The sequence below is a fragment of the Paenibacillus sp. UMB7766-LJ446 genome, from assembly GCF_030226665.1.
In the GTDB taxonomy this organism is placed as follows: Bacteria; Bacillota; Bacilli; order Paenibacillales; family Paenibacillaceae; genus Paenibacillus; species Paenibacillus vandeheii.
Genome location: NZ_JASOYM010000004.1, coordinates 146,406 through 167,354 on the forward strand (window position 1 = coordinate 146,406; position 20,949 = coordinate 167,354).

Below are 20,949 nucleotides of genomic sequence, written 5' to 3' on the forward strand. Positions count from 1 at the left end.
TCATGACATTACACGAACGTGAATGAATGGTATACTTATAATATCTGACTTCGGCAACACCCTTCGGAATAGGGGGCGCCTGATTAGCTGTAGAGGAGGCCGCCAAATTGGCAAAAGCAAAAGTGGCAAAAAGACCAACGCGGGATGAATTCGAGCTGGAAGAGCTTGGAAACCAGCTGGTCGAAGCATTTCGTGAACGTTCGGAAGTATTGCTGACGGTATGGGGCAAGGAAGACCAGGTTCATGGGGTCATCGTCAAGCTGGATTCACGTACCCGGCTTGTGCATGTGGAGTATACGGAAGAGGAATTTACGGCCAAAGTGCCTTTCCTGGATATTATGCGTATTGATTCTCCCCGATACTGAACGGAGATTAAGAAACAAATTTGAACATTGGGGGCATCCGCCCTGTCAAATCCGTACTCCCTGCATAAGATAACCCATACCAGTTGCAGAGGAGGTACGGTCAATGAGCGAAGTATTAGGTGGAGAAGGAAGAGGCTACGGATACGGAGGTTTTACTTCTATAGGTGCCATTCTGGTTCTGTTCATCCTGTTGGTTATCATCTCCAAAGCGTTCTTGGTATAATACGTTATTCCCAATGAATGAAAGAAGCTCTGCCATTATGGCAGAGCTTTTTTTGATTCAGGATTGCCGTTTACGGCTGAAGAGTCCGTAGAGGACAACAATTACGACAGGATATAGAACGGCCCACCCGGCAAAAGGGAACACGATAGCTGTGGCCACAAAGGAAATCCAGCTGATGGTTACCCCAGTACGACTGCCCTTGAGTAATCGGATTCCTGCTGCGCATCCGCCAAGATAGGTGAGAATAAACGTTGCATTGGGCAGCTGAATGAGCGTGGTTAGCGACACCAGACCAGATCCATAGATACCCAATACGAGAGTGAAGCAGATGGCGAGGAAGCCGATTCCAGCAATTGGAGTATGGTACCGACTGGATAAACGGGACATCCATTGCGGGGCAGCCCCTTGTCTTGCCAGGGCATAAGCGACACGTGAAGCGGCACCAGCGTATGCAATGACCGTAGCGGTGCAAATAAATATGCCAGTCAGCCCGGCAATTAATCCGCCCCAGGAACCGAGAGCCTGACTAATAATCCATACAAGGGAGACATCTGCCCCGCCATGAAGATAGCTTTGCGTTCCGACTGTCGCCAGAGCAGTCAGAAAATAGAGCACACCTACAATGATTGCTGCAATCGTTACGCCTTTAATAGCTGCCTTGCGTGGATCAGTAAATTCTTCAGACAGGTGAGATACAGCTTCCCAACCAATAAAACACCAGAACAGAATGGCGCCAGCCTGACCGACACTTACCCAACCGTTCGGCATGAATGGTGTGTAATGTATGGATTCCATATTTGGAATAGCGAACACAAACGCCATGACGAGCACGATAATAATCGCCAGCACCACGCCGATCTGTACCTTTCCGGCGACCTGCATGCCCACGATGTTAATGATCAGTCCAGCCGCGAGCATGGCAGCTGCGATCGCTGTTCGATATCCGTCACCAAGTCCAAGTGCTGCTGTCATATAACCTGCACCTGTAAGGGCAGCCACGGGAGCACCAATGGGAACGGACATCAGAAAGAACCAGCCAACTAAGGCTCCTGCCCGTTGTCCGAAAGCGAGAGTAACGAAATGGGACACGCCTCCTGCGTTGGGGTAGCGTGCCGAGAGTAGCCCCATGGATAGGGCAAGCGGGAGAATCAGCAGAACCATGCCTCCCCAGGCGAGGAGTGAGGCCGGGCCTGCCAGTTCGGCAGCAAGTCCGGGTACAATGAGGACACCTGAACCAAGAACCGCACTTATATAAAGCGCAACAGCTTGCGGCATGCCTATGGTTTTTTTGAGCTGCGTAGATGTGTTCATGAAATAAAAAGGCCTGCCTTCCAGAATGAAATGATTTTAGAGCGAGAACTATGTAATTATATAGGAAGAGAGGTAATCAGTCATTGGCGAATTTTGTAGAAAAATCAATGTAAGTCCAGTTGTTGTTATGGTAGAATAGGACCATCCCTAGAGAAAGAATGAGGTGTATTCCTGATGAGTAAAGAGTTGACAGAATCTCTAAATGAACAGATGAACTTCGAGTTTTATTCAGCGCATGTATATCTTGCGATGGCTGCCTACTGTTCGAGCAAAAGCCTGGATGGATTTGCGAATTTCTTCATCGTGCAGGCGGAGGAAGAGCGGTTCCACGGGATGAAAATATACAAATTTCTGAATGATCGCGGCCAGCGTGCAACCCTCGCTGCATTGCCTGAACCCAAAAATGAGTATTCCTCAATGCTGGATGTGTTTGAACACGGATATGCACATGAGCAGCAAAATACGAAGAAATTCTACAATCTGGCTGATATCGCCCTGAATGAGCGTGAACATGCCACAATGTATTTCCTGAAATGGTTCATTGATGAGCAAGTCGAAGAGGAAGCTCTGTTTGACAATATCATTCAGAAGTTACGCCGCATCGAAAAAGACAGCAATGCTTTCTACATGCTGGACGCCGAATTTGGCAAACGTTCCTTTACTGCTCCAGCAGAGTAATAAGAACGTTGCAATTGTAATCAGGATTAATCTGAACGAAAAGAAAATCGATCTACATATGAAAGGTCTGCTCTCGGGCAGGCTTTTTTGTTATATCATTTTAAGATTCCCTCGCTGGTTTCATATAAATTCCAATACTAAATCTATCAGAAGCCACAATCTGGGTTAATAGAATATATGTCAACATTGATCTATCCCGTCGGATGTTCCTTTTCGAGCAAATCTATCAAATTCGTTTTATTTTTTTGGTTAATCTGACAAAAGTGTAACTCGAACGTAGCATTTGAAACGAGAATGGGACGCACTCTTTTTGATAGTATTAGGATTATCGCCAAGGGCTGCATTGAGAGAAACATCGACACCCGGGGAAATACAAGACATAAGGGAGACTTTTATTATGCTACATATTCGCAAAACGTTCATCACCGCACTTGCTATTCTATTTATCATTCCATTGTTACTGCCGCAATCGGCTTCAGCTACATCATCCGCATCCAAGAATGCTGGAAATAAAGCGAGCTCCAAGGTCATATATCTAACTTTCGATGATGGACCGACCGCCCACACGGGACAATTGCTGGATATACTGGATCAGTACAATGCCAAAGCAACATTCTTCATGCTCGGACCTCAGATGGAGAAATTTCAGAAGGCCACCAAGCGTATCGTTGCAGACGGACATGGACTGGGCTTGCACGGTGTAACGCATGTTCCTAGCAAATTTTATAAATCCGCATATAGTGGTTTGAAAGAAATGCAGAAGGCAAATGAAAGTCTGAACAAAGTGGCAGGCGTCAAAACAAGTCTCGTTCGCACTCCGTACGGTAGCAAACCGTATCTCAAACCTGCATACCGCAATGTTCTATTAGGTCAGGGTGGATTCCATCTGTGGGATTGGAATGTGGATTCCGAAGATTGGAAATACAAGAAGGATCATCAGAAAGTGTACAACAGCGTGATGAAGCAGATCCATAATGTGCAAAAAAGCGGAACCACCCCTGTGGTATTGATGCACGATCAGGAAGCGACATTAAAAGTACTTCCGCAAGTGTTAAAAACACTGAAAGCAGAAGGATACCATTTTGAAGTGCTGACGAAGAAAGTGCAGCCCGTGAATTTCTGGAATGACAAACGTTAATATACTGGCTGGACAACAATGTAGTTAATCTCAATAACAGCTTCAAGGAGGACAACAACATGAGTAAACCTAAATTATGGATGACGATTCCTGTGACAACAGCAGTGCTGCTTGCTCTTGCAGGGTGTGGTGGTCAGGATACCAAAACATCAACAGCGGATAACACATACCCTGCGGTTGGCGAACAGACTCAGTCAGGAAGTGGAGGAGCGGATTTCTCCGGTGGAACGAAAGATAGCGGAACTGATACAACAGGAACAACGGGCACGGAAGGTTCGGCAGGCAGCGGGACATCAACATCGAATCCGGAAACGGTCAGTAACGGTCAAGCCCAGCAAAGCTCAAACGACATCATTCAGGACATCCGCAGTCAGCTGAAGATGAAAAACGCTTCGTTCCCTACTTCATTTTCCTTGGAAAAAGGAAAACATCTGACTGCATCGATTACATCGAATACCTCAGATGCGTTCCATATTAACTTTTATTCTACTGACCAGCCTGTTGCGGTGAATGATGCTTCGTTGACGGCCTCTGGCAGCAAGGTGCCTGTTCTGGCATCCTATGAAGTGAAGACGTATAAGGATCCGAACAGTACGGATATTTCCCCTGATACAGACTTGAATGACGTGCCGAAGGATATGACAGTGGATCTGGGACATGGCATCAAGGGCATGACTGAAGGCGCGGCGGGCAGTCAGTATCTCACTTGGACAGAAGGGAGATGGACGCTTCAGATTCGATCTGTTTCCCAGGATAACATGAACAATCCGGGGATTGCGAAGAAAATGGTGGAATATTTGGAGTCCCATACACTGCCTGTACCAAAGGAAAAAGGATTCGTCAATGTGGAGTACCCAAGCGGTGGTAAAAGCGTCAATGTAACGATCTCCTGGCAAGAAGGCAAGCAGAATCATCAGCTCCAGACCGAGCAGGTGCCTCTGGAAGCTTTGGGCATGGTGGTTTCTGTAAAATAAATCGTATGGCTTTAAAATGAAGCTTCAAAAGGAAATAGGCTGGCCTGGAGTGAGTGCTCCAGACCAGCCTATTTTTGTATTAGCAAGGTACATCGTTCCATCGTCGTACCTTATTTATTTATGTTTCAGTGGGTTAAAGCGGTACTTTCATTTAAACCACCCTTTTTCTTTTGAGCGGGTAATGGCTTCAATGCGGTTACTCGCATTTAACTTATTGAGGATAATAGAGATGTAATTCCGCACCGTGCCGGTTGTAATAAATAGATGTCCGGCAATTTCCTTTGTATTTTTGCCATCGGCCATCAGGCCGAGAACGGCATTTTCACGTTCGGTTAGCGGATTCTCTTGTACATAAGCCTCATCCACCAGGTCGGGAGCGAAAATACGTCTTCCATTCATGACCTGACGGATCGCTTCAGCCAGTTCTTCGATGGGGCTATCCTTTAACAGATAACCGCGTACACCGCCTTTCAAAGCTCGTTCGAAATAGCCAGTCCGGGCAAAGGTTGTCAAAATAATGACTTTACAGTTCATACCCTTAAGTTCCTCAGCGGCCTCCAGGCCACTTTTGACGGGCATTTCAATGTCCATCAGACAGATGTCAGGCATATGCTCACGGACAAGAGCAAGGGCTTCCTGTCCGTTACTTGCACGCCCAACCACCTCCATATCCTCTTCCAGGTTGAGCAGGGAAGACAAGGCCCCCAGCATCATACGCTGGTCTTCGGCGATTACGATCCTGATCATTCTTCAACCTCCTTAATTGGTTTGCGGACTAGCTTGGGAACATGGATGACAATGCTTGTACCTTCCAAGCCTGTTCCGGAGCGAATATCCAGACATCCGTTAACAAATTCAAGTCGTTCTTTCATACCCAAGATTCCAGTACCACGCCGTTCTTGTTTGCGGGTACGTTCGATTCCGACGCCGTTATCCTGAACCGTCAGCACATTATCGGACGGTGTTTCCTCAATACGGATGGTGCATACAGCTGCCTGACTGTGTTTGACAACATTCGTGACTGCTTCTTTCAGACACATGCCGAGCACATTTTCATTCAGCTGGGACGTATCCTGCAATTTCGGATTGCCTTCCAGTACATATTCAATCGAGGCCGCCTTCAAAATCTGTTCGGCACGGAATAGCTCATCTACTAATTGTGTACCACGCATGGTGGTTACCATCTCTCGAACTTCCTTCAGGGCCGTGCTCGCTGTTTGTCTCAGGTCATTCAATTCGATCTCGGCCTGATCGGGATTGGTGCGAAGCAGACGCCTCGCCAAATCGGTTTTTAGACCGATAAGGGAGAGCTTCTGTCCAAGTGTATCGTGCAGATCTCGTGCGATGCGTTGCCGTTCTTCCATTTTCACCAGATCATCCAGCCGTTTGTTGGCATTCTCCAGTTGGCCTTCCAGCTGTTCCCGTTTGTTTTTGTTATACGTGCTGATCGGGAGCAGGATGGATGCCATAAGACTGATGAATACAAACGGAAACTGACTGAGCAGCAGGGTGCTCTGCTTGATGAAACTATAGTTAATGGTTAGAAAACTGGCTGCCAAATTCACCGAATAGAGGGTGAAGAAACCGGCTTTATTTTTAATATTCCCAATAAAAAAAGCAAGAAACAACGAGAAGTAGGCATAATCATAGGCGATGGTCATCGTAATTGATATGGCGATCAGCAGTCCGATCCACATATACACCTGCCAGCCCTTTGTGATGAAGGCAAGCAAATAACAGACGAAGAAGAACAGAATGATGAAAATTCCCGCCACCATGGGCCACAATTTGGAATATTGCGAAATATAATAGAAGGGCAGGATGAAAAAAACGAGCCATACATATGGATTTAAACCTGTATTTTTATAAAAGAGCTGCATCCACTTTTGAATGAAAATTCTCCTCCTCGGACTTGCAGTGTACTCAAACTTAGCCTGACTGTAGCATGACTTTAGCCTGAATACAAGAAAACGAATCCGACAGAGTTAAGGCTTCTCTGTCAGACCCGCTTGGTTGTTTAATCGGATAGGCGGTTGAACGTAAGGCTTGCGGGATAAGGTTTTGATCTGACCAAAGCTGATAAATTGCTTGGATTCTTCGTCCCACAGACGGAAGCGAAGGGCAGCCAGACTGGAACGAAGCGTAATCGTTGTAGCATTCTGCAATGGCGGTGTTGCGTTATGTGCTTCTTCCAAATAATAGTTGGGTACACGTGGGCTCAAGTGATGCACATGGTGGAACCCGATATTGCCGCTAATCCACTGCAACAATTTTGGCAGTTTATAATATGAACTACCTTCTACCGCAGCTTTTACATAACTCCACTCATCTTCATGTTCAAAATACGTATCTTCAAATTGATGCTGTACGTAGAACAGCCAGATACCGAAGAAGCCGGAGAAGAAAAATACGGGTGCTTGCACCAGTACAAAAGCCTGCCAGCCGATTAACCAGCACATAAAGGCATAAAGGGCTACAATCAACACTGTAGTCAGGTGAGTATTCATACGTTCTTTACGTCTTGCACCTTTACGGTTAAAGCGGTAAGCGAACAAAAACACATAAATGGGTCCAATACCAAACATGACAAACGGATTACGATAAATACGGTAGAAGAGACGACCCCAAGGGGAAGCGGCTTTGTATTCATCAACGGTCATGACCCAGATATCACCTACACCACGTTTATCGAGATTGCTGCTCGTTGCGTGATGAATGGAATGTTCGTTTTTCCATTGCAGGTAAGGCGTCAGGGTTAATACCCCTGTAATGGTGCCGAGAATGTCGTTGGCACGTTTGCTTTTGAAAAATGAACCATGACAGCAGTCATGGAAGATAATAAATGTTCTAAGGACAAATCCCGAGGCTACGAGGGCAATCGGAAAAGTCAGCCAGTAGGACACGGACAGGCTATAGTACGCTGCGGCCCATAATAATAATAGTGGCAGTATGGAATTCACTAATTGTTGGATACTCAGGCGAAGATTATTTTTCTCATAAGGGGTTACTTCTTTTTTAAGCGCCATCTCTTTGGTTCTGCTCATAGACGTACGTCCTCCTTCAATGGTCGATAACTGTACTCAGTCATAACCTAACGCTTCCTGGGAAAATGTCTCCGAGTGAGGCGTTTTTATCATTGTATAAGAATGCGTCCAGTGCAGTAAGTCATAAACGTCAGCACTTTGTAATGATGAATATCAATGATGACCCATGACAAATGTCATGTGTGAACGATGGGAATCCGCTTTGTAGAGCTAAAAAAGCAGTATTTTCAGAATCCTTTGTACAATTCGCGCAACAATTTGTATTATGTATACAAATTTTGCTCATGGCATGGTAGAATCTATCATTGAGTGGTTAGACAACTTATGAAATTGGTTGATAGGTTGATTTTCTGATGGATTGGATGGAGTGAATGATGAAGAAAAGAATAACGGATATTCTATTTATTATGGCGGGTGCCTTTCTGTTCGCACTTGCAGTAAACCTGTTCGTCATCCCGAATGATTTGGCTGAAGGTGGCGTTACCGGGATTACCATTATTTTGTATTATCTCTTTGAATGGTCTCCTGGACTAATGAACTTGCTTCTGAATGGTATTTTGTTGCTTGTGGGGTACAAGTTTCTGGACAGAACGACTACGGTGTATACCATTATTGCGGTGGTATTCAACTCGCTGTTCCTGCACTTGACCGAGAGCTGGACGATCGCCTCGGACGAGCTTTGGATCAATACTATTTTTGGTGGATTATTTGCCGGTCTGGGTATCGGCTTGATTGTTAGAGTAGGAGGCACAACGGCGGGGACGGTTATTCTGGCCCGACTTGCCAACAAATATCTGGATTGGAACATCAGTTATGGACTGTTATTCTTCGATCTGATCGTGGCGTTCTCTTCATTCTTCATTATAGGGCCGCAAGGGTTGATGTGTACGATTGTCATGCTGTTCGTTGGGACCAAAACGATGGAGTTCATTATTGAAGGGCTCAATCCGAAAAAAGCAGTTACGATTATATCTGCCAAACAGGATGCCATTGCTCAGCAGGTCATTGAGAAGATGGATCGGGGAGTCACCGTCCTGTCTGGTCATGGCTATTATACGAAGAACCCGAAAGAGATCTTATATATTGTCATTAGCAAACAAGAAGTTCCGATGCTGAAGAAGATTGTGCGAGCAGAGGACGAAATTGCGTTCATAACGATTCATGATGTGCGTGATGTATTTGGTGAAGGATTCATTGAATTGTCCAAATCGTAATGAATGAAGCGTGTATATAAAGAAGAAAGGGAGCTGCGGTGTTTATCACTGCGGCTTTTTTGTTGTACATTTTGTAAATTCAAAATTGAATTATGAAGATGAGATCAGCCCATGATTTTGAAGATATATCTTCCAATACGGACACAAGCTGTACACCTTATGGAACCCGATGTTTTGAATATTGTCCATCATCAATGAAGAATGCGTTAGAAAAACCTATAATGACCTAAACTATAATCATGACAATGAAGGCATTCATAACTTGTTTTATTACTAAGTCGGACGAAAAGGGAGATGAAAAATATTTTTACATATGGACAACAAGTTTGGGGATCTATAGATATCAATAAACAGGTCACAATTACTACTAGCAACAACACTTTTACATTCAGTGTGGACGGCATTTCTTATACAATTACAGTGCCTGTTGGTACGTACACTACAATTCGCGAGAAGCATGAATCAGATCTAATTAAGGCCTTATCGTCGGCAGTAGTTTCTCAGAACATTCCAGTACAATTTAAGTTGGGTGGCATGCATTATGATCAGAAATATAACGTATTGATTTTGGAACATACAGACCAAAATAACGCACATGTAATGGATGATTTTACTGGGAATGCAAACACAACATTGTTTGGTAATGTTAAATTTAATCTCACACCGAGGAATTAAGGTGAATATAACGACTTTGGAAGGATCCTTTTATGAGTTGGTATGATATAACTGACAATGATTGTATACAAGACACTTTCAAGAGTAATATTTAATCCTTACGCTGCGCTCTTTCCGATGTGATATTCTCTAATCTGCAAATATAAGATATAATATGCATTAATCAGGCTATGGTATCCCTTCCTTCTGAACTCTTAATAGTACTAGGGGTACCGCTTCCCTGATTTTTTTAGTTTTTGGACCGCTTTATACATATGAAGAATCGTCACGAGATAGGCCAAGTATACCAATGCTGAATATATTATCGTCATGTGGGAGAGTACAAGTAATGGACTTATTCTCAATCTATTTCAGCAGGGATTTGAAAGTGATCATCGCAGAGCGCAAGGGCAAGCTGCCTGTGCGTATATTGGCGACTGCACTTAGAAATTTGGAATCGCTGGGATATACGTTTTCGACGAAATTAATAGATGTGCTGCGTACCTGGGAACGGAGCACATTTGTTTCCTGGTTTGAGCGACTGATGAGTGAGCTTCAACAGATGAAAGAAATCGATTTACAGGAAACCATCATGTATCCCAGATTTCCCAAGCAAAAAATGAATATTCAGGAGAGTCAGCTTTATCTGAATGTTTTGATGCACTCATGGAAACAGCAGTTTCCTGAACATGAAAATGAACAGGAGCAGCGCATATTATGGCTGGACAAGCTGCGCCTGCGTGTAATTCAGCTCGGCAGTGAAGCGGATTTTTACCAAGTGGGAATAGACCTGCTTGCAGCGAAAGCTGCGTTAAAGCCAGCAGCAAGAGATCAGTTGATCTGGTTTGCAACAGAGTATGAGGGCTGGTCCGCATATGAGCCAGAGCCGGGGCAAATACCTGTGAGGGAAAATGCTGCCGTTTATTGTGCGGCTTTATTAAAAGCGGGGCGTGCTTCGTTGGAGCAATTCCAGCGGCATTTGCGGACAGCAACAGATATATTGTGCTTGGCTGTGGCCTGTTCCGATGGAGATGTCACTTTGAAGGAGAATACCCGCTTCCGTTCATTTAAGCGATCTGAACGTCGGGTAATACTCGCTTTACTGGAGGCCGCTTCGGACCCGTTGGAGGATTTGTTTCGATATAAAGGGCGCTGGCTGAGATTGGCCGAGCGATTGCATCCGGGTGAGTATCAGCACCGTTATCCAAGGGCAGTAGCGGCGCTGAACCAGCTGCGACGCGGTGAACGACCGCTTACCTTTCATGGCAGGGTGGAACGGGCATTTGAACAGAAGGATAACCAGCTTATTCTGGAGACGCTCACAGAACGTCCAATAGAGATGGTCGGTCAGTTGGACCGAATGATTCGTTCCGGTGTTCCGGTACAGCATGTGATCGGCAAATTGGAAGTTGTGGAAGAAAAGGTCTCGACTCAGGCGCTGATTCGGGTGTTGGCCCACTTCAGCACAAGGAATGAGTTCCAGGCCAGGAGGAGCTTTTTCCAAAATGGCAACACGGCAAATCTGTATGTCTCCACTAAACCGTTGCAGCCTTTATCACTGGAGGATATTCATACGGTAATTTCGTCGGTAGAGCATATACTGTTGAAACGATTTGCCGGGCTTCCCCCGCTTGGTAATGTCTATATTGATGAGAGACTTCAAGACTTTACGGTTCCATCGGGGAAACGCCGGGCAAGCGAATCCATTCGAGCTCTATCGCGTGCGTCATGGCTATCGTTGCCCACAGGAGATACGGTTCGCTTGTTCCTGTGGTGGAAAGAAGGCATGATGGGCGATGAACCAACCGGTCGTGTGGATGCCGATCTGTCGAGTGTACTTTTTGATCCGATCTGGCGTTATATCGACCAGACATCCTGCACCTATCGGCAAGCGGATGAATATCAGGCTGCACATAGCGGAGATATAGTGACGGCATCAGATGGAGTGGCAAAGTATATGGATGTGCACTTGCCATCGGTTTCCAGGTTGGGCGCACGTTATATGGTGATCATGGTTGACGCATTCAGGGCAGATGCCTTCAAGGACCTGCCGGAGTGTTATGCTGGCTGGATGATGCGTCAGGCGCCACAGTCCGATGAGATGTTTGAACCTTCAACGGTGCAGGAGCGAATTGAACTGACGGTGGATGCCCGTATTTGTATTCCGGCCATTATTGATGTAGAGGAGCGCCGCATTTTATGGTGTGATCTCGGCCTAAAGAGACATCCTAAAAAGCATCATACTGAGGAGAACAACAAGGCCGATTTGGCTTGGATAGCGCGGGCAATGACGGAGTTGAAACGACCGGATTTATATACCTTATTCATGCTTCACGCTAGAGCTAGGGGAACATTGGTGGAGACACTAGGGATGGCCAATCTCGTATTTACAGCAGAGCTGGAATCCAATCGAGTGGCTGAAGTGGCAGAGTATCTGACAGAAGGGCCGCCCGTGGATCGCACCGTGATTACACCTCTGGAGCAGGATTATATTACGAAGCATTTTTTGTAACGAGGATGGAGACTGGATGTAACGTTTGGATTGTAAAGGGGTATTTGTCACGTTAGACCTGTGCGGGTCATCATGACATATACCCCTTTTAAGTGCGGATTAATGAGCGTATAAGCTAAGCATGAGAGTGTATTGAACGGATGGGTTCAGGGTCATTCCATGTTTATTCGTATATTCGTTGTTCGACTTCAGCAAACGCGATATCAGGGCTCTCATCGGAATTATCGATATAAGCCACGGCTGAAGCGGGCAACGGCCAGGCGACTTGTTTTCGGGCAAGTGAGGCTGTGAAGGCATCCCAGTTTTCCAGCTTCCACTCATCCAGCGGAGATTGTCTGTCTGTAATCCGCTCACGATACAACGCTTCATTTGCCAGATAAATATAGGCTACACGTACATCCGTATCGTCGAGGGAACGTCCGATCCGTACGAGTTCCTGCTCGATCCAGTCCGGAGTTCCGATTTCTTTGGTAAAGGGTCCAACAACAACTGTATCGATACCCAATTGCACGTTGTCCAGTGCAGCATCCATCGTAATACGGTATCCCAGGTCACGGCATAACCGTTTGTATTCCGGTGAATCGCGATCGGATGGATCGAGTCCCTGTAGGGTCATTATTGCTTCGGCAGCAGGACGCAGCAGGATATCCATATCAAAAAAAGCAGCTTTATATTTACGGGAGAGAGCTTTGGCAAGGGTTGTTTTGCCGCTCCCGGCCCCGCCGAGAAAGAATATCAATTTGCTCATGGTTTGGATGGCCTCCTCATAATGGTTAGAACGAATATGTAATATGAAAACAATGAAAAGAGAGATCCAGTATAGTATCTCAGATGTGAAATGACTTGTTTATTTTATCATAAACGTATCCAATTCATAGCTAGACAGAAAAGGAAGAATCAGGTAATATAATACCTAGTTTTACTATGCATAGGTTTCCGATGTATGAAGTTGAAGTCGAATGATTTTATTAGGTTCACGTTTATTTTTAAGAAGTGGTAAAAGTGGTTGATGTTATTGGACGGTGAAGCATGAACAAAAGGGAGTGACAGCTTTGCAGGTAAACAAACAAATGATTAAAGGCAGTACGGAGACATTGATTCTTACACTACTGAAGGAACAGCCTCTTTACGGTTATGAATTGATTAAGGAACTCCATCGCCAATCCGAAGGTGTGTTTAATTTGAAAGAAGGTACGTTATATCCTATTCTGCACGCGATGGAGCTTGAAGGATGGGTGGAATCCTACTGGATGGAGGTTGAAGGTAGGAAACGTAAATATTATTCCATCTGTGATAAGGGTGTGGAAGCGTTACAGCATAAAAAAGCCGAGTGGCTTTTATTTCGTGGAGCCGTGGATCGGGTGCTTGGGGAGGGGGGCTTAACATGACGGATCGACATGAGAAGGTTAAACATTATCTTGATCAAATGTGTAGTCAGGTTAAGGCACGTGAAGTACATACGGATCTGCGTGATGAGCTTGGCAATCACATGGAAGAAATGATGTTGGACAAGCAGCAAGAGGGACTGAGCCAGGAAGAGGCAGCTGTATACGCCATTGAGCAGATGGGTGATCCCGCAGTTGTCGGCAAAAGTATGCACAGATTGCATCGTTATCGTATGCATTGGGGGCTATTAGTTGGATTACTTGGTTTGGCTACAGTAAGCCTGTTGTTAATGTGGATTTTTACGACCAATGTCGCAGATATAAAGTATCAGTTCTTATACCGCGGTCATGTGGTGTACACCGTTATAGGTGTAATAATGATGTTGTTCTTTATTTACTTTGATTATCGTAAGTTGAAAAGAGCGGCCTGGTGGATCTATATTCTGCTTAATATCATGTTGTGGATCAGTCCAATGATAACTACGGATATTCATGGTAATAGCAGGTATTGGAGCTTATTTGGCTTAACGATAGACCTTACCTCAGCTTCAGTGTGGATTGTACCACTTGCTATAGGTGCCATTATGCTGGACAAGCTTCGTTCAAATTGTAATATCCCATCCATATTGGCCTACATTGCAATGGTAACGATCCCCGCGGTACTATTGTTTCAAACGTTGGACTGGGTTCGCTTGTTTATGTTTGGCATAATCTCCATTATTTTATTTGGTTGGCTCACGCGAAAATGGCTTTATACGGTCGTAGGTGCTGTTATAACAGGAAGTATTTTTGTATTGTTATTGTTCTTTGCAGATCAATACGGACGCCTGGAGAGGCTCACTGTCGTTTTGAATCTTCAGGATAACCCTTCCGGAAGTGGCTATAGCAACTATTCCATTATTGAAGTTATTCGATCAGCTGGCTGGTGGGGGAACGGGATTGATACAACGTTCGACAGGTTTAAAACGAGTTATTTCAATTACCCAGGTGTGCTGCTCATTGATGTGTTTGGCTGGTCAGCCGGGATCCTGTTATTGGTGGGGATTATCTGGTTTGTTGTCAGTATGATGAAGATGCTTCCTCGCATTCGGGATGGTTTTGGTCGTATGATTATTGTCAGTATCACCGCTATGTTTGCAATGCAAATCATCTATTCATTGGCGATGACCACCGGTAAGGCTCCAATACTAAGCATTTCTTTTCCTTTTATAGGATACGGAAATCACTTGATGTTTGATTATGCCATGCTTGGTTTACTCCTCGGTGTGTACCGCCGGAAGGATACTATCTCCAAGAAAAAAGAAAAAATGCGGCAGAAGGTGGATGCTGATCCAATGATCAGTTCATAGGCATCCAAAATCATTACCGCATCTTGAAAGTAAGATATAGTTATTCTTGTTAAATGATTAATCACGGGAACCAGATGTGACGGAGGTTTACCCAACCCTGGCTGTTAAAGGAGAGGCCGCGAACGGAAGGCAGGTAGGCGGTCTCCACCGGTTTTTCAGTTAAATGGAACAGTAGACTCTGCTGCACCAAAAACCGTTCGATCCGATCCAGTTCGCCAGTTCGGTCTGCGGATATTTGAGAAGCAACAACGGTTTGCAGCATCTCTTGAACGCTTTTCTTGGAAGAGTCCTCCAGATGCTCGGATAAGGTGAGATAAAGATCGTATCTGCGCAATTCTTCGTCCCGATCCCGAATCAGGGAGAAGAGAATCAGATCAGATTCCAGTCTCAGGTTCCCTTTGAATTCCTCCATCGTGCCTGTGCGGACAGTACATGAAAATCCACATATTTCCAATGAAGATGCCAAACGTTTAGCATCCATCCGATATTGCGGAATGGTTGCGATGTGCAGGGAGATAGGGGGTGCTATAGTGGGAGGATGAGACGATTGAGACATCTCTTCCACATGTATCAAATTTTTATCAGCATCTCCTGGATCACTTTCATTCATGCCATTCCCACTATACAATTCAGCAATACATGCCTGAACATGTGCTCTTACATCCGGATCGCTTAGCGGTCCGGTTTTTTGCGTATTACAAGTTAGTAATTTGCACACCATCACGCCTGCACTAATCTGCGTCCAGTCCCTACCTGCAGACGAAGATGGATTATGAACAAGGTGAAAGAAGGGAGATTCGATCTCTTGCTTTTCATCCACATGTGCAGGGGCACTCCACGGAATTTGTAGAATGTCTACGCGGTCCAGATGGGCTCGGCCTTGAAAATACATCGGAAAAGCTTCTAGTTTGCACAGGTGATCATCCCAGGCAGTGACCTTGAAAGGCCCCGTTCCTATAGGTATCTGCATGGTATTCGATACGTTAGGGTCATCTTCTCCATCTTTATGTTGCCCGTAAGGGGCTTGTGAAGCAACAATCGCTGCACGGCTCGTAGAAAGAAACGGCAAAAACAATTCGTGTGGGGCTCTGAGCTTGAAACATACGGTCAAGGGATCTACTGCTTCAATCGTTAGAATTTGTTTGCTCACATCGCGGTATAATGTCCGTCGTTCTGTGGATTGCAGTCGTTCAAATGTATACACCACATCCGAGGCTGTCAGCAAGCGTCCATTGTGAAACGTAATCCCTTTTCGCAAATAAAAGAACCATGTCTTCCGATCTGGACTGATATCCCAGGTATGAGACAGACAAGGGACAATTTCGCCATGTTCATTACGCTGAACCAACCCGTCAAACACATGACTGGTGACAAAAGATTCGGCCAGTAAATTGATATAAAGGGGATCAAGCGCGTGCAGCTGTTGGCGGATCGGTAATCTTAACGTATCAATCCGCTCATTATGAGTACCAGCTTCCGTATGGTGTCCGGAATAACCAAGCAACCACTGGTTCAGGTGATCCTGCATTGTCGTAGAACTGGAGAAAGCACCAACTTGTTCGGCCGCTTGCTGTAACTCGCGGCGATTCATGGCCTGCATCATGTATTCTGCCGCAATTAGATCAGCTGGAACAAGCAGGGTCAACATAGAACGCCGTCCACGTCCGCGCTGGGACAACCACCGAATCCATTCATGGGCAACCATTTTTTTGACGATCGTTAACGTGTTACGGTGTGTACAATCGAGCAGTTCCGCGAGGTCAGAGAGCGTTACTTCATGTTCTAAAAGTTGACCAAACCGGCTATGGAGCAGCAAATATTGCTGATGTAATTTCAAAGTTTTGGTCCCTCCTGGAGGTTATATCTGATGCAATATATTAAAATAAGAAGTTTTATCCACTTTAGTTTCTATTTATATTCTTATTTTATCATCTAAAATGAAGCCTAGAAAGTTTAATGGAGGTTTTTCCCATGATTGATAAAATAATGACTTCACCCAACCGCCCTGTAATTACGCTACTTTCCTCATTCATGTTGGCTATCATTCATCAGTATTTGTTCTATGGCAAGGAGGTTGGTGTTTCCTATCCCATCTTTGTTATCCTCTTTTATGGCTTTATGGTCTTGTTTACCAGGGACCGCGTGCGGCCATTGACAATGATTGATGCTTTTATGGCTGGAGTGGTGTTGATGCTGGCGCTAACGTTTCTGTTATACGACAATGAACCGCTGCGCATACTTAATTTTCTGGTCGTACCGGGGCTTATAATCTTACATATGACTTATCTTGTCGGCAGAAAACAGAGACAATGGTGGGACATGGGTTTAATCGGTACCGCTATAGATCATTTGCTGCCACAATCCATCCGTCACTGGGGAACCGTCGCAAGAATCACTGCGAAAACTGGGGGACGTGGGTGGGGTAAAACACAGAAAACGGTTGCGTTCAAAGTGTTCATTGGTATTGTGGCATCTGTTCCCATCCTTATCGTGGTCGTAGCACTGCTCTCCTCAGCAGATGGAATTTTTAATGAGTATTTGTCCGGTTTTCCGGAGTGGTTGAACCAACTCACACTTACTCCAGGACTTCCCAGAGTGATCTGGATTCTCATCGCCGGTGTTTTATTGTTCGGGTACGTATGGGGATTTGTACAACCGATGCAATATGAAGCAGAGAAGAGAGAGAATGCACATTGGAAAAATGGAAAAGTTTTTGTGGCTGCTTCAGTCATCGAAAAGCAAGGAGACCCTTCCATAAACCCATTAATGGAGGGTCAGGTAGAGAATGAGATCATACCTGAGGTAATTCCTACTCAAGCTCATCGAGAACCTTTTAGTTTGGACCCCGTCATTGTAGGCACGATGCTGCTGGTCATCAACTGTGTGTACGTACTGTTTGTACTTGTACAATTTTCTTACCTTTTTGGAGCGGGTGAGGGACTGCTTCCATCAGACTTATCCTATGCAGAGTATGCAAGAAGTGGATTTGCGGAGCTGGTTCTCGTTACAGGTATTAACTTTTTTATTCTGATTATTGCCCTGCAGTTCACACGTTCAAGCAGCAAAGCAGGTTCTGTTGTACATCAGGTATTACTCTTTGTCCTGGTCGGTTGTTCCGCAATCATGCTGTATTCGGCGTTTATACGCCTCAACCTGTATGAACAGGCTTATGGATATACCTACATTCGGTTTCTCGTGCATGCATTCATGATTTTTCTGGCACTGCTGCTTCTTATTGCAGCCCTTCGAATCCGTTATACGTCCATACCGTTGATCCGATGGTATATCGTACTGTCCCTTACAGCCTATGTAGCTATCAACTATGTGGGCATGGATCATCGAATTGCAGCGCTTAATATTGAACGGTATCATCAGACAGGCCATATTGACGCATCCTATTTGGCAAATTTATCTTCAGATGCAGTTCCGCTGCTGCGTGAATTTGCCGAGGAGTATCCAGAATTAAAAGATATTTTGCTGGAGCGTTATGCGTATGTACATACGGAAAAGGTAAACCATTCATGGACATCCTTTAATCTGGCAAGATATCGGGCCTCAAGAGTATTAACACCGTTGAGAACAGAGTGAATTCATGCAATTATCGTTTCCACAATGAATTTATGCAAAATCAATATGTAAGTGTTATACTATAAAAACTAACCTATAAAGGGGGTGAATCCCTTGTTTGAACTTCATGAATTGATACCCTATATATTTACAATTGGACTCATTTTCACAGTAAGCTATGCCTATATTGCCCATCTTCACTGTGGTGTGACCGAGTTCTGGATGGAAGGCGGAGCCGGAGGCGGCCTGGAACCTGGCTTGCCAGCCTTGTCCTTGGACGGACAGCACAGACCTGAAGCTTTAAGTCGAATCGTCAGACGGCGAGAATCACCGGATGAAGATGAACCAGATTGCAAATCCTCGTTGAATCCATTTTCTACAAATCAACGAGGAGGATATATATGGAACATAAGACAAGCAAGGGGTTCACTTTTACATCTGGCAAGGGACGGATCTATGGGCTGATTGCAATTCTATTTGCAGTTATGCTACTGGCTGGATGCAGTAACAACGTCTCGGAGATTAATTCATCAACACCGGGGTTCTTTAATCATTATGTGGTATTTCCGTTGTCGTATCTCATTCAGCACATCGCAACGATATTTAATGGAAGTTATGGGGTAGCTATTATAGTGATTACCCTCGTTATCCGTCTTGCGTTGTTGCCATTGATGATGCGGCAAGCCAAATCTCAGCAAGGTACCCGAGTGATTATGAATGCTATGAAGCCGGAGATGGATGCGCTCAAGAAAAAGTATGAGGGCAAAAATGACCCAGCCGATAAGCAAAAGCTTTCACAGGAAACGATGGAGCTGTACAAGAAGCACAAGTTCAATCCGCTGAATATCGGATGCTTGCCACTCCTGATTCAGTTGCCGATTCTGTCAGGTATCTACACAGCTATCCGGCTTACGCCGGAGTTGTCATCCCACTCATTTCTGTGGTTCAAATTGGGAGCGCCTGACTACGTGCTTGCCGTTGTGGTTGCGGTAATTTACCTGATTCAAGCCAAGGTGTCGCAAGCTAATATGGCGCCTGAACAGCGAAAACAGTTCGCGATCATGGGATATATCTCTCCATTAATGATGGCCTTTTTCTCTCTTTCGGCACCGGCAGCGATGCCGCTGTACTGGACGATTGGCGGTTCATTCCTGGTCTTGCAGACGTTATTGTTCCGCAAATTGTACCCGGTTGAACACCCGCAGGAGCCTGTTGCTGTACAGGTGAAGAACATTAAACCGGCGAAGAAGCCTGCCAAACCGGCCAAGTCTTAATTGTTCATTGGTGAAAATGGTATGTAGGTTCACATGAATTAACGTATGTGTTGATATAGCTGATATTTCCTTCACCATCCTTTCGCGCAAAGATGCCTTGTCCCATCGGACAAGGCATCTTTTTTTCACGTCATAATCAGCACTTAAATCGCAGGTTCATCGGACAACTGGAAACGGGATACAAAATACCAGATGAGTTCACGGCGGGAGGATACATCTGTTTTGGCAAAAATGGATTTTAAATGATCCTGTACCGTGTAAGCGGAAATATGCATCGCTTCAGCAATTTCCTTGGAAGAGTAACTACGCAGCACATAACCCAACAGCTCCAGTTCACGAACGGATAACCCATGACTCTCGGCAAGCAAAGGCAGCAAGTCCTGCGGCATGGCCTGCTCAAGCCTAATTGCAATCTGGTCCGGACCTGAATACTGTTGCATGCGGCTGGCATGAAGCACGAGGTAGCGACCATCCAGGAGTTGAATACAGACTTTGGAAGGAGAATGGTGCAGAGGAACTTGCGCAACCATCGAATCGGGATATGTACGAGTCTGACGCTGGAGGTGGGAACTGACGGCACGGACGGGGCGTGGCAATATATCTGGCCCCACATGCTCCAGCAAACGTAATTGTGATAACCAATATTGAGCGGGAGCGTTCACGGATAAGAGCTCGAAAGCGCCCGATGTAATCATAATACCTGGTTCCACGGGACTTCCGCTCTTGATCTCGTCCATAAGAGTCAGACTTGTGGATCGTAACATCAATGCAATAGAGGGAGTCCATGCCTGGATGATTAGTCGCTCCTCTTCTGTGAATACCAGTTGTCCAGTCTTGCGATACAGGGTCAGATACCCCCAACAAGCGCCACGACTTACCAGTACGGCCCGAAGTTCATCGCCGAAACCTGCTGGTTGAAGAATGTTATCATAGCGAGCGCTTGGTACAGTTTTTTTGCTAAGCGATGCATGAAGGGTCGCTGTATGCTCACCGCTGCGAATCAAATCAGCATACTTATGTATGTCTTCTTCCATGTATTCATTAACGAACAGCCGATCGTGAATGGCCTCAATACCATCTTCTGTCACGGCACCCGATGAGAGAAGGGTCTGTGGATCAACCGTTGTGAAGCAATACGCATCATAGGCAACGCTGTTCTGGATTTGTTTCAGGACAGCTTCCCGGTAGGTGCGCGAGGTCCATGTTCCTTTTTCGAGAGAAGTAATGAGTCGTTGGTTTCGTTCCATACGTGATGTCATAT

At 45.3% G+C, this 20,949-nt stretch carries 20 protein-coding genes; 13 read left to right on the forward strand and 7 right to left on the reverse strand.

Features of this window, described 5'->3' with window-relative positions:
* The first annotated feature begins 107 nt into the window (after positions 1 to 107).
* Positions 108 to 365 carry a YolD-like family protein gene (locus QP794_RS11815; protein WP_285076730.1) on the forward strand — a complete coding sequence of 86 codons (258 nt, stop codon included), beginning with the start codon at positions 108 to 110 and terminating at the stop codon, positions 363 to 365.
* Between the two features lie 103 nt (positions 366 to 468).
* Complete coding sequence (locus QP794_RS11820) at positions 469 to 588, forward strand: YjcZ family sporulation protein (RefSeq protein WP_285076731.1); 120 nt, start codon at positions 469 to 471, stop codon at positions 586 to 588.
* Positions 589 to 645: 57 nt separating this feature from the next.
* Here the strand turns inward: QP794_RS11820 and QP794_RS11825 are convergent, their stop codons facing one another.
* Positions 646 to 1,899, reverse strand: a complete 1,254-nt coding sequence (locus tag QP794_RS11825; protein WP_285076732.1) for an amino acid permease — start codon at positions 1,897 to 1,899, stop codon at positions 646 to 648.
* 174 nt (positions 1,900 to 2,073) lie between these two features.
* Here QP794_RS11825 and QP794_RS11830 point away from each other — a divergent pair, with 174 nt between their 5' ends.
* The 3 genes from QP794_RS11830 to QP794_RS11840 all read left to right on the forward strand — a co-directional run bounded on the left by QP794_RS11830 (position 2,074) and on the right by QP794_RS11840 (position 4,689).
* Positions 2,074 to 2,577, forward strand: coding sequence for a ferritin (locus tag QP794_RS11830; protein WP_024631888.1), 504 nt, complete (start codon positions 2,074 to 2,076; stop codon positions 2,575 to 2,577).
* A 397-nt stretch (positions 2,578 to 2,974) separates the two neighbouring features.
* Positions 2,975 to 3,715 carry a polysaccharide deacetylase family protein gene (locus tag QP794_RS11835; RefSeq protein WP_285076734.1) on the forward strand — a complete coding sequence of 247 codons (741 nt, stop codon included), beginning with the start codon at positions 2,975 to 2,977 and terminating at the stop codon, positions 3,713 to 3,715.
* Between the two features lie 59 nt (positions 3,716 to 3,774).
* Positions 3,775 to 4,689, forward strand: a complete 915-nt coding sequence (locus QP794_RS11840; RefSeq protein WP_285076736.1) for a hypothetical protein — start codon at positions 3,775 to 3,777, stop codon at positions 4,687 to 4,689.
* A 147-nt stretch (positions 4,690 to 4,836) separates the two neighbouring features.
* Here QP794_RS11840 and QP794_RS11845 read toward each other — a convergent pair whose 3' ends face one another.
* From QP794_RS11845 to desA, 3 genes are all read right to left on the reverse strand, one after another.
* Positions 4,837 to 5,436, reverse strand: coding sequence for a response regulator transcription factor (locus QP794_RS11845; protein WP_024631891.1), 600 nt, complete (start codon positions 5,434 to 5,436; stop codon positions 4,837 to 4,839).
* The gene (locus QP794_RS11850) at positions 5,433 to 6,581 is read right to left on the reverse strand and encodes a sensor histidine kinase (protein ID WP_285077415.1); all 1,149 of its coding nucleotides are present in this window, start codon (positions 6,579 to 6,581) and stop codon (positions 5,433 to 5,435) included. The genes QP794_RS11845 and QP794_RS11850 overlap by 4 nt, the downstream gene beginning before the upstream one ends.
* 93 nt (positions 6,582 to 6,674) lie before the next feature.
* The gene (desA, locus tag QP794_RS11855; protein ID WP_285076739.1) at positions 6,675 to 7,733 is read right to left on the reverse strand and encodes a Delta(5) desaturase DesA; all 1,059 of its coding nucleotides are present in this window, start codon (positions 7,731 to 7,733) and stop codon (positions 6,675 to 6,677) included.
* A 374-nt stretch (positions 7,734 to 8,107) separates the two neighbouring features.
* Between desA and QP794_RS11860 the strand changes: the two genes are divergently transcribed.
* The 3 genes from QP794_RS11860 (at position 8,108) to QP794_RS11870 (ending at position 12,113) form a co-directional block, all read left to right on the forward strand.
* Positions 8,108 to 8,947 (forward strand): YitT family protein, encoded by an 840-nt coding sequence (locus tag QP794_RS11860; protein WP_024631894.1) that lies wholly within the window; start codon positions 8,108 to 8,110, stop codon positions 8,945 to 8,947.
* 294 nt (positions 8,948 to 9,241) lie between these two features.
* Entirely contained in the window at positions 9,242 to 9,622 is a 381-nt protein-coding gene (locus tag QP794_RS11865; RefSeq protein WP_285076741.1) for a hypothetical protein, read from the forward strand.
* Between the two features lie 328 nt (positions 9,623 to 9,950).
* On the forward strand, positions 9,951 to 12,113 hold the full coding sequence (locus QP794_RS11870; protein WP_285076743.1) for a cytoplasmic protein: 2,163 nt from the start codon (positions 9,951 to 9,953) through the stop codon (positions 12,111 to 12,113).
* Positions 12,114 to 12,276: 163 nt separating this feature from the next.
* Here the strand turns inward: QP794_RS11870 and QP794_RS11875 are convergent, their stop codons facing one another.
* Complete coding sequence (locus QP794_RS11875) at positions 12,277 to 12,861, reverse strand: P-loop nucleotide/nucleoside kinase family protein (protein ID WP_350338863.1); 585 nt, start codon at positions 12,859 to 12,861, stop codon at positions 12,277 to 12,279.
* Between the two features lie 304 nt (positions 12,862 to 13,165).
* Here QP794_RS11875 and QP794_RS11880 point away from each other — a divergent pair, with 304 nt between their 5' ends.
* Together QP794_RS11880 and QP794_RS11885 are read left to right on the forward strand one after the other, a co-directional pair.
* Complete coding sequence (locus tag QP794_RS11880) at positions 13,166 to 13,501, forward strand: PadR family transcriptional regulator (protein WP_024631897.1); 336 nt, start codon at positions 13,166 to 13,168, stop codon at positions 13,499 to 13,501.
* A complete protein-coding gene (locus QP794_RS11885) occupies positions 13,498 to 14,847 on the forward strand; it encodes an FtsW/RodA/SpoVE family cell cycle protein (protein WP_285076745.1) in 1,350 nt (449 codons plus the stop codon). The genes QP794_RS11880 and QP794_RS11885 overlap by 4 nt, the downstream gene beginning before the upstream one ends.
* Positions 14,848 to 14,908: 61 nt before the next feature.
* Here the strand turns inward: QP794_RS11885 and QP794_RS11890 are convergent, their stop codons facing one another.
* Positions 14,909 to 16,684 carry an ABC transporter substrate-binding protein gene (locus QP794_RS11890; protein WP_285076747.1) on the reverse strand — a complete coding sequence of 592 codons (1,776 nt, stop codon included), beginning with the start codon at positions 16,682 to 16,684 and terminating at the stop codon, positions 14,909 to 14,911.
* A gap of 134 nt (positions 16,685 to 16,818) precedes the next feature.
* On the opposite strand from QP794_RS11890, the gene QP794_RS11895 reads away from it, so the two are divergent.
* The 3 genes from QP794_RS11895 to yidC all read left to right on the forward strand — a co-directional run bounded on the left by QP794_RS11895 (position 16,819) and on the right by yidC (position 19,688).
* Positions 16,819 to 18,435 (forward strand): DUF4153 domain-containing protein, encoded by a 1,617-nt coding sequence (locus QP794_RS11895; RefSeq protein ID WP_285076749.1) that lies wholly within the window; start codon positions 16,819 to 16,821, stop codon positions 18,433 to 18,435.
* Positions 18,436 to 18,528: 93 nt separating this feature from the next.
* A complete protein-coding gene (locus tag QP794_RS11900; protein WP_285076751.1) occupies positions 18,529 to 18,879 on the forward strand; it encodes a hypothetical protein in 351 nt (116 codons plus the stop codon).
* On the forward strand, positions 18,816 to 19,688 hold the full coding sequence (gene yidC, locus QP794_RS11905) for a membrane protein insertase YidC (RefSeq protein WP_285076753.1): 873 nt from the start codon (positions 18,816 to 18,818) through the stop codon (positions 19,686 to 19,688). Before QP794_RS11900 ends, yidC begins: the two co-directional genes overlap by 64 nt.
* A 143-nt stretch (positions 19,689 to 19,831) precedes the next feature.
* On the opposite strand, the gene QP794_RS11910 is transcribed toward yidC, so the two are convergent.
* Positions 19,832 to 20,947: a helix-turn-helix transcriptional regulator gene (locus QP794_RS11910; protein ID WP_285076755.1), complete on the reverse strand. Its 1,116-nt coding sequence runs from the start codon at positions 20,945 to 20,947 to the stop codon at positions 19,832 to 19,834.
* Between the last annotated feature and the right edge of the window lie 2 nt (positions 20,948 to 20,949).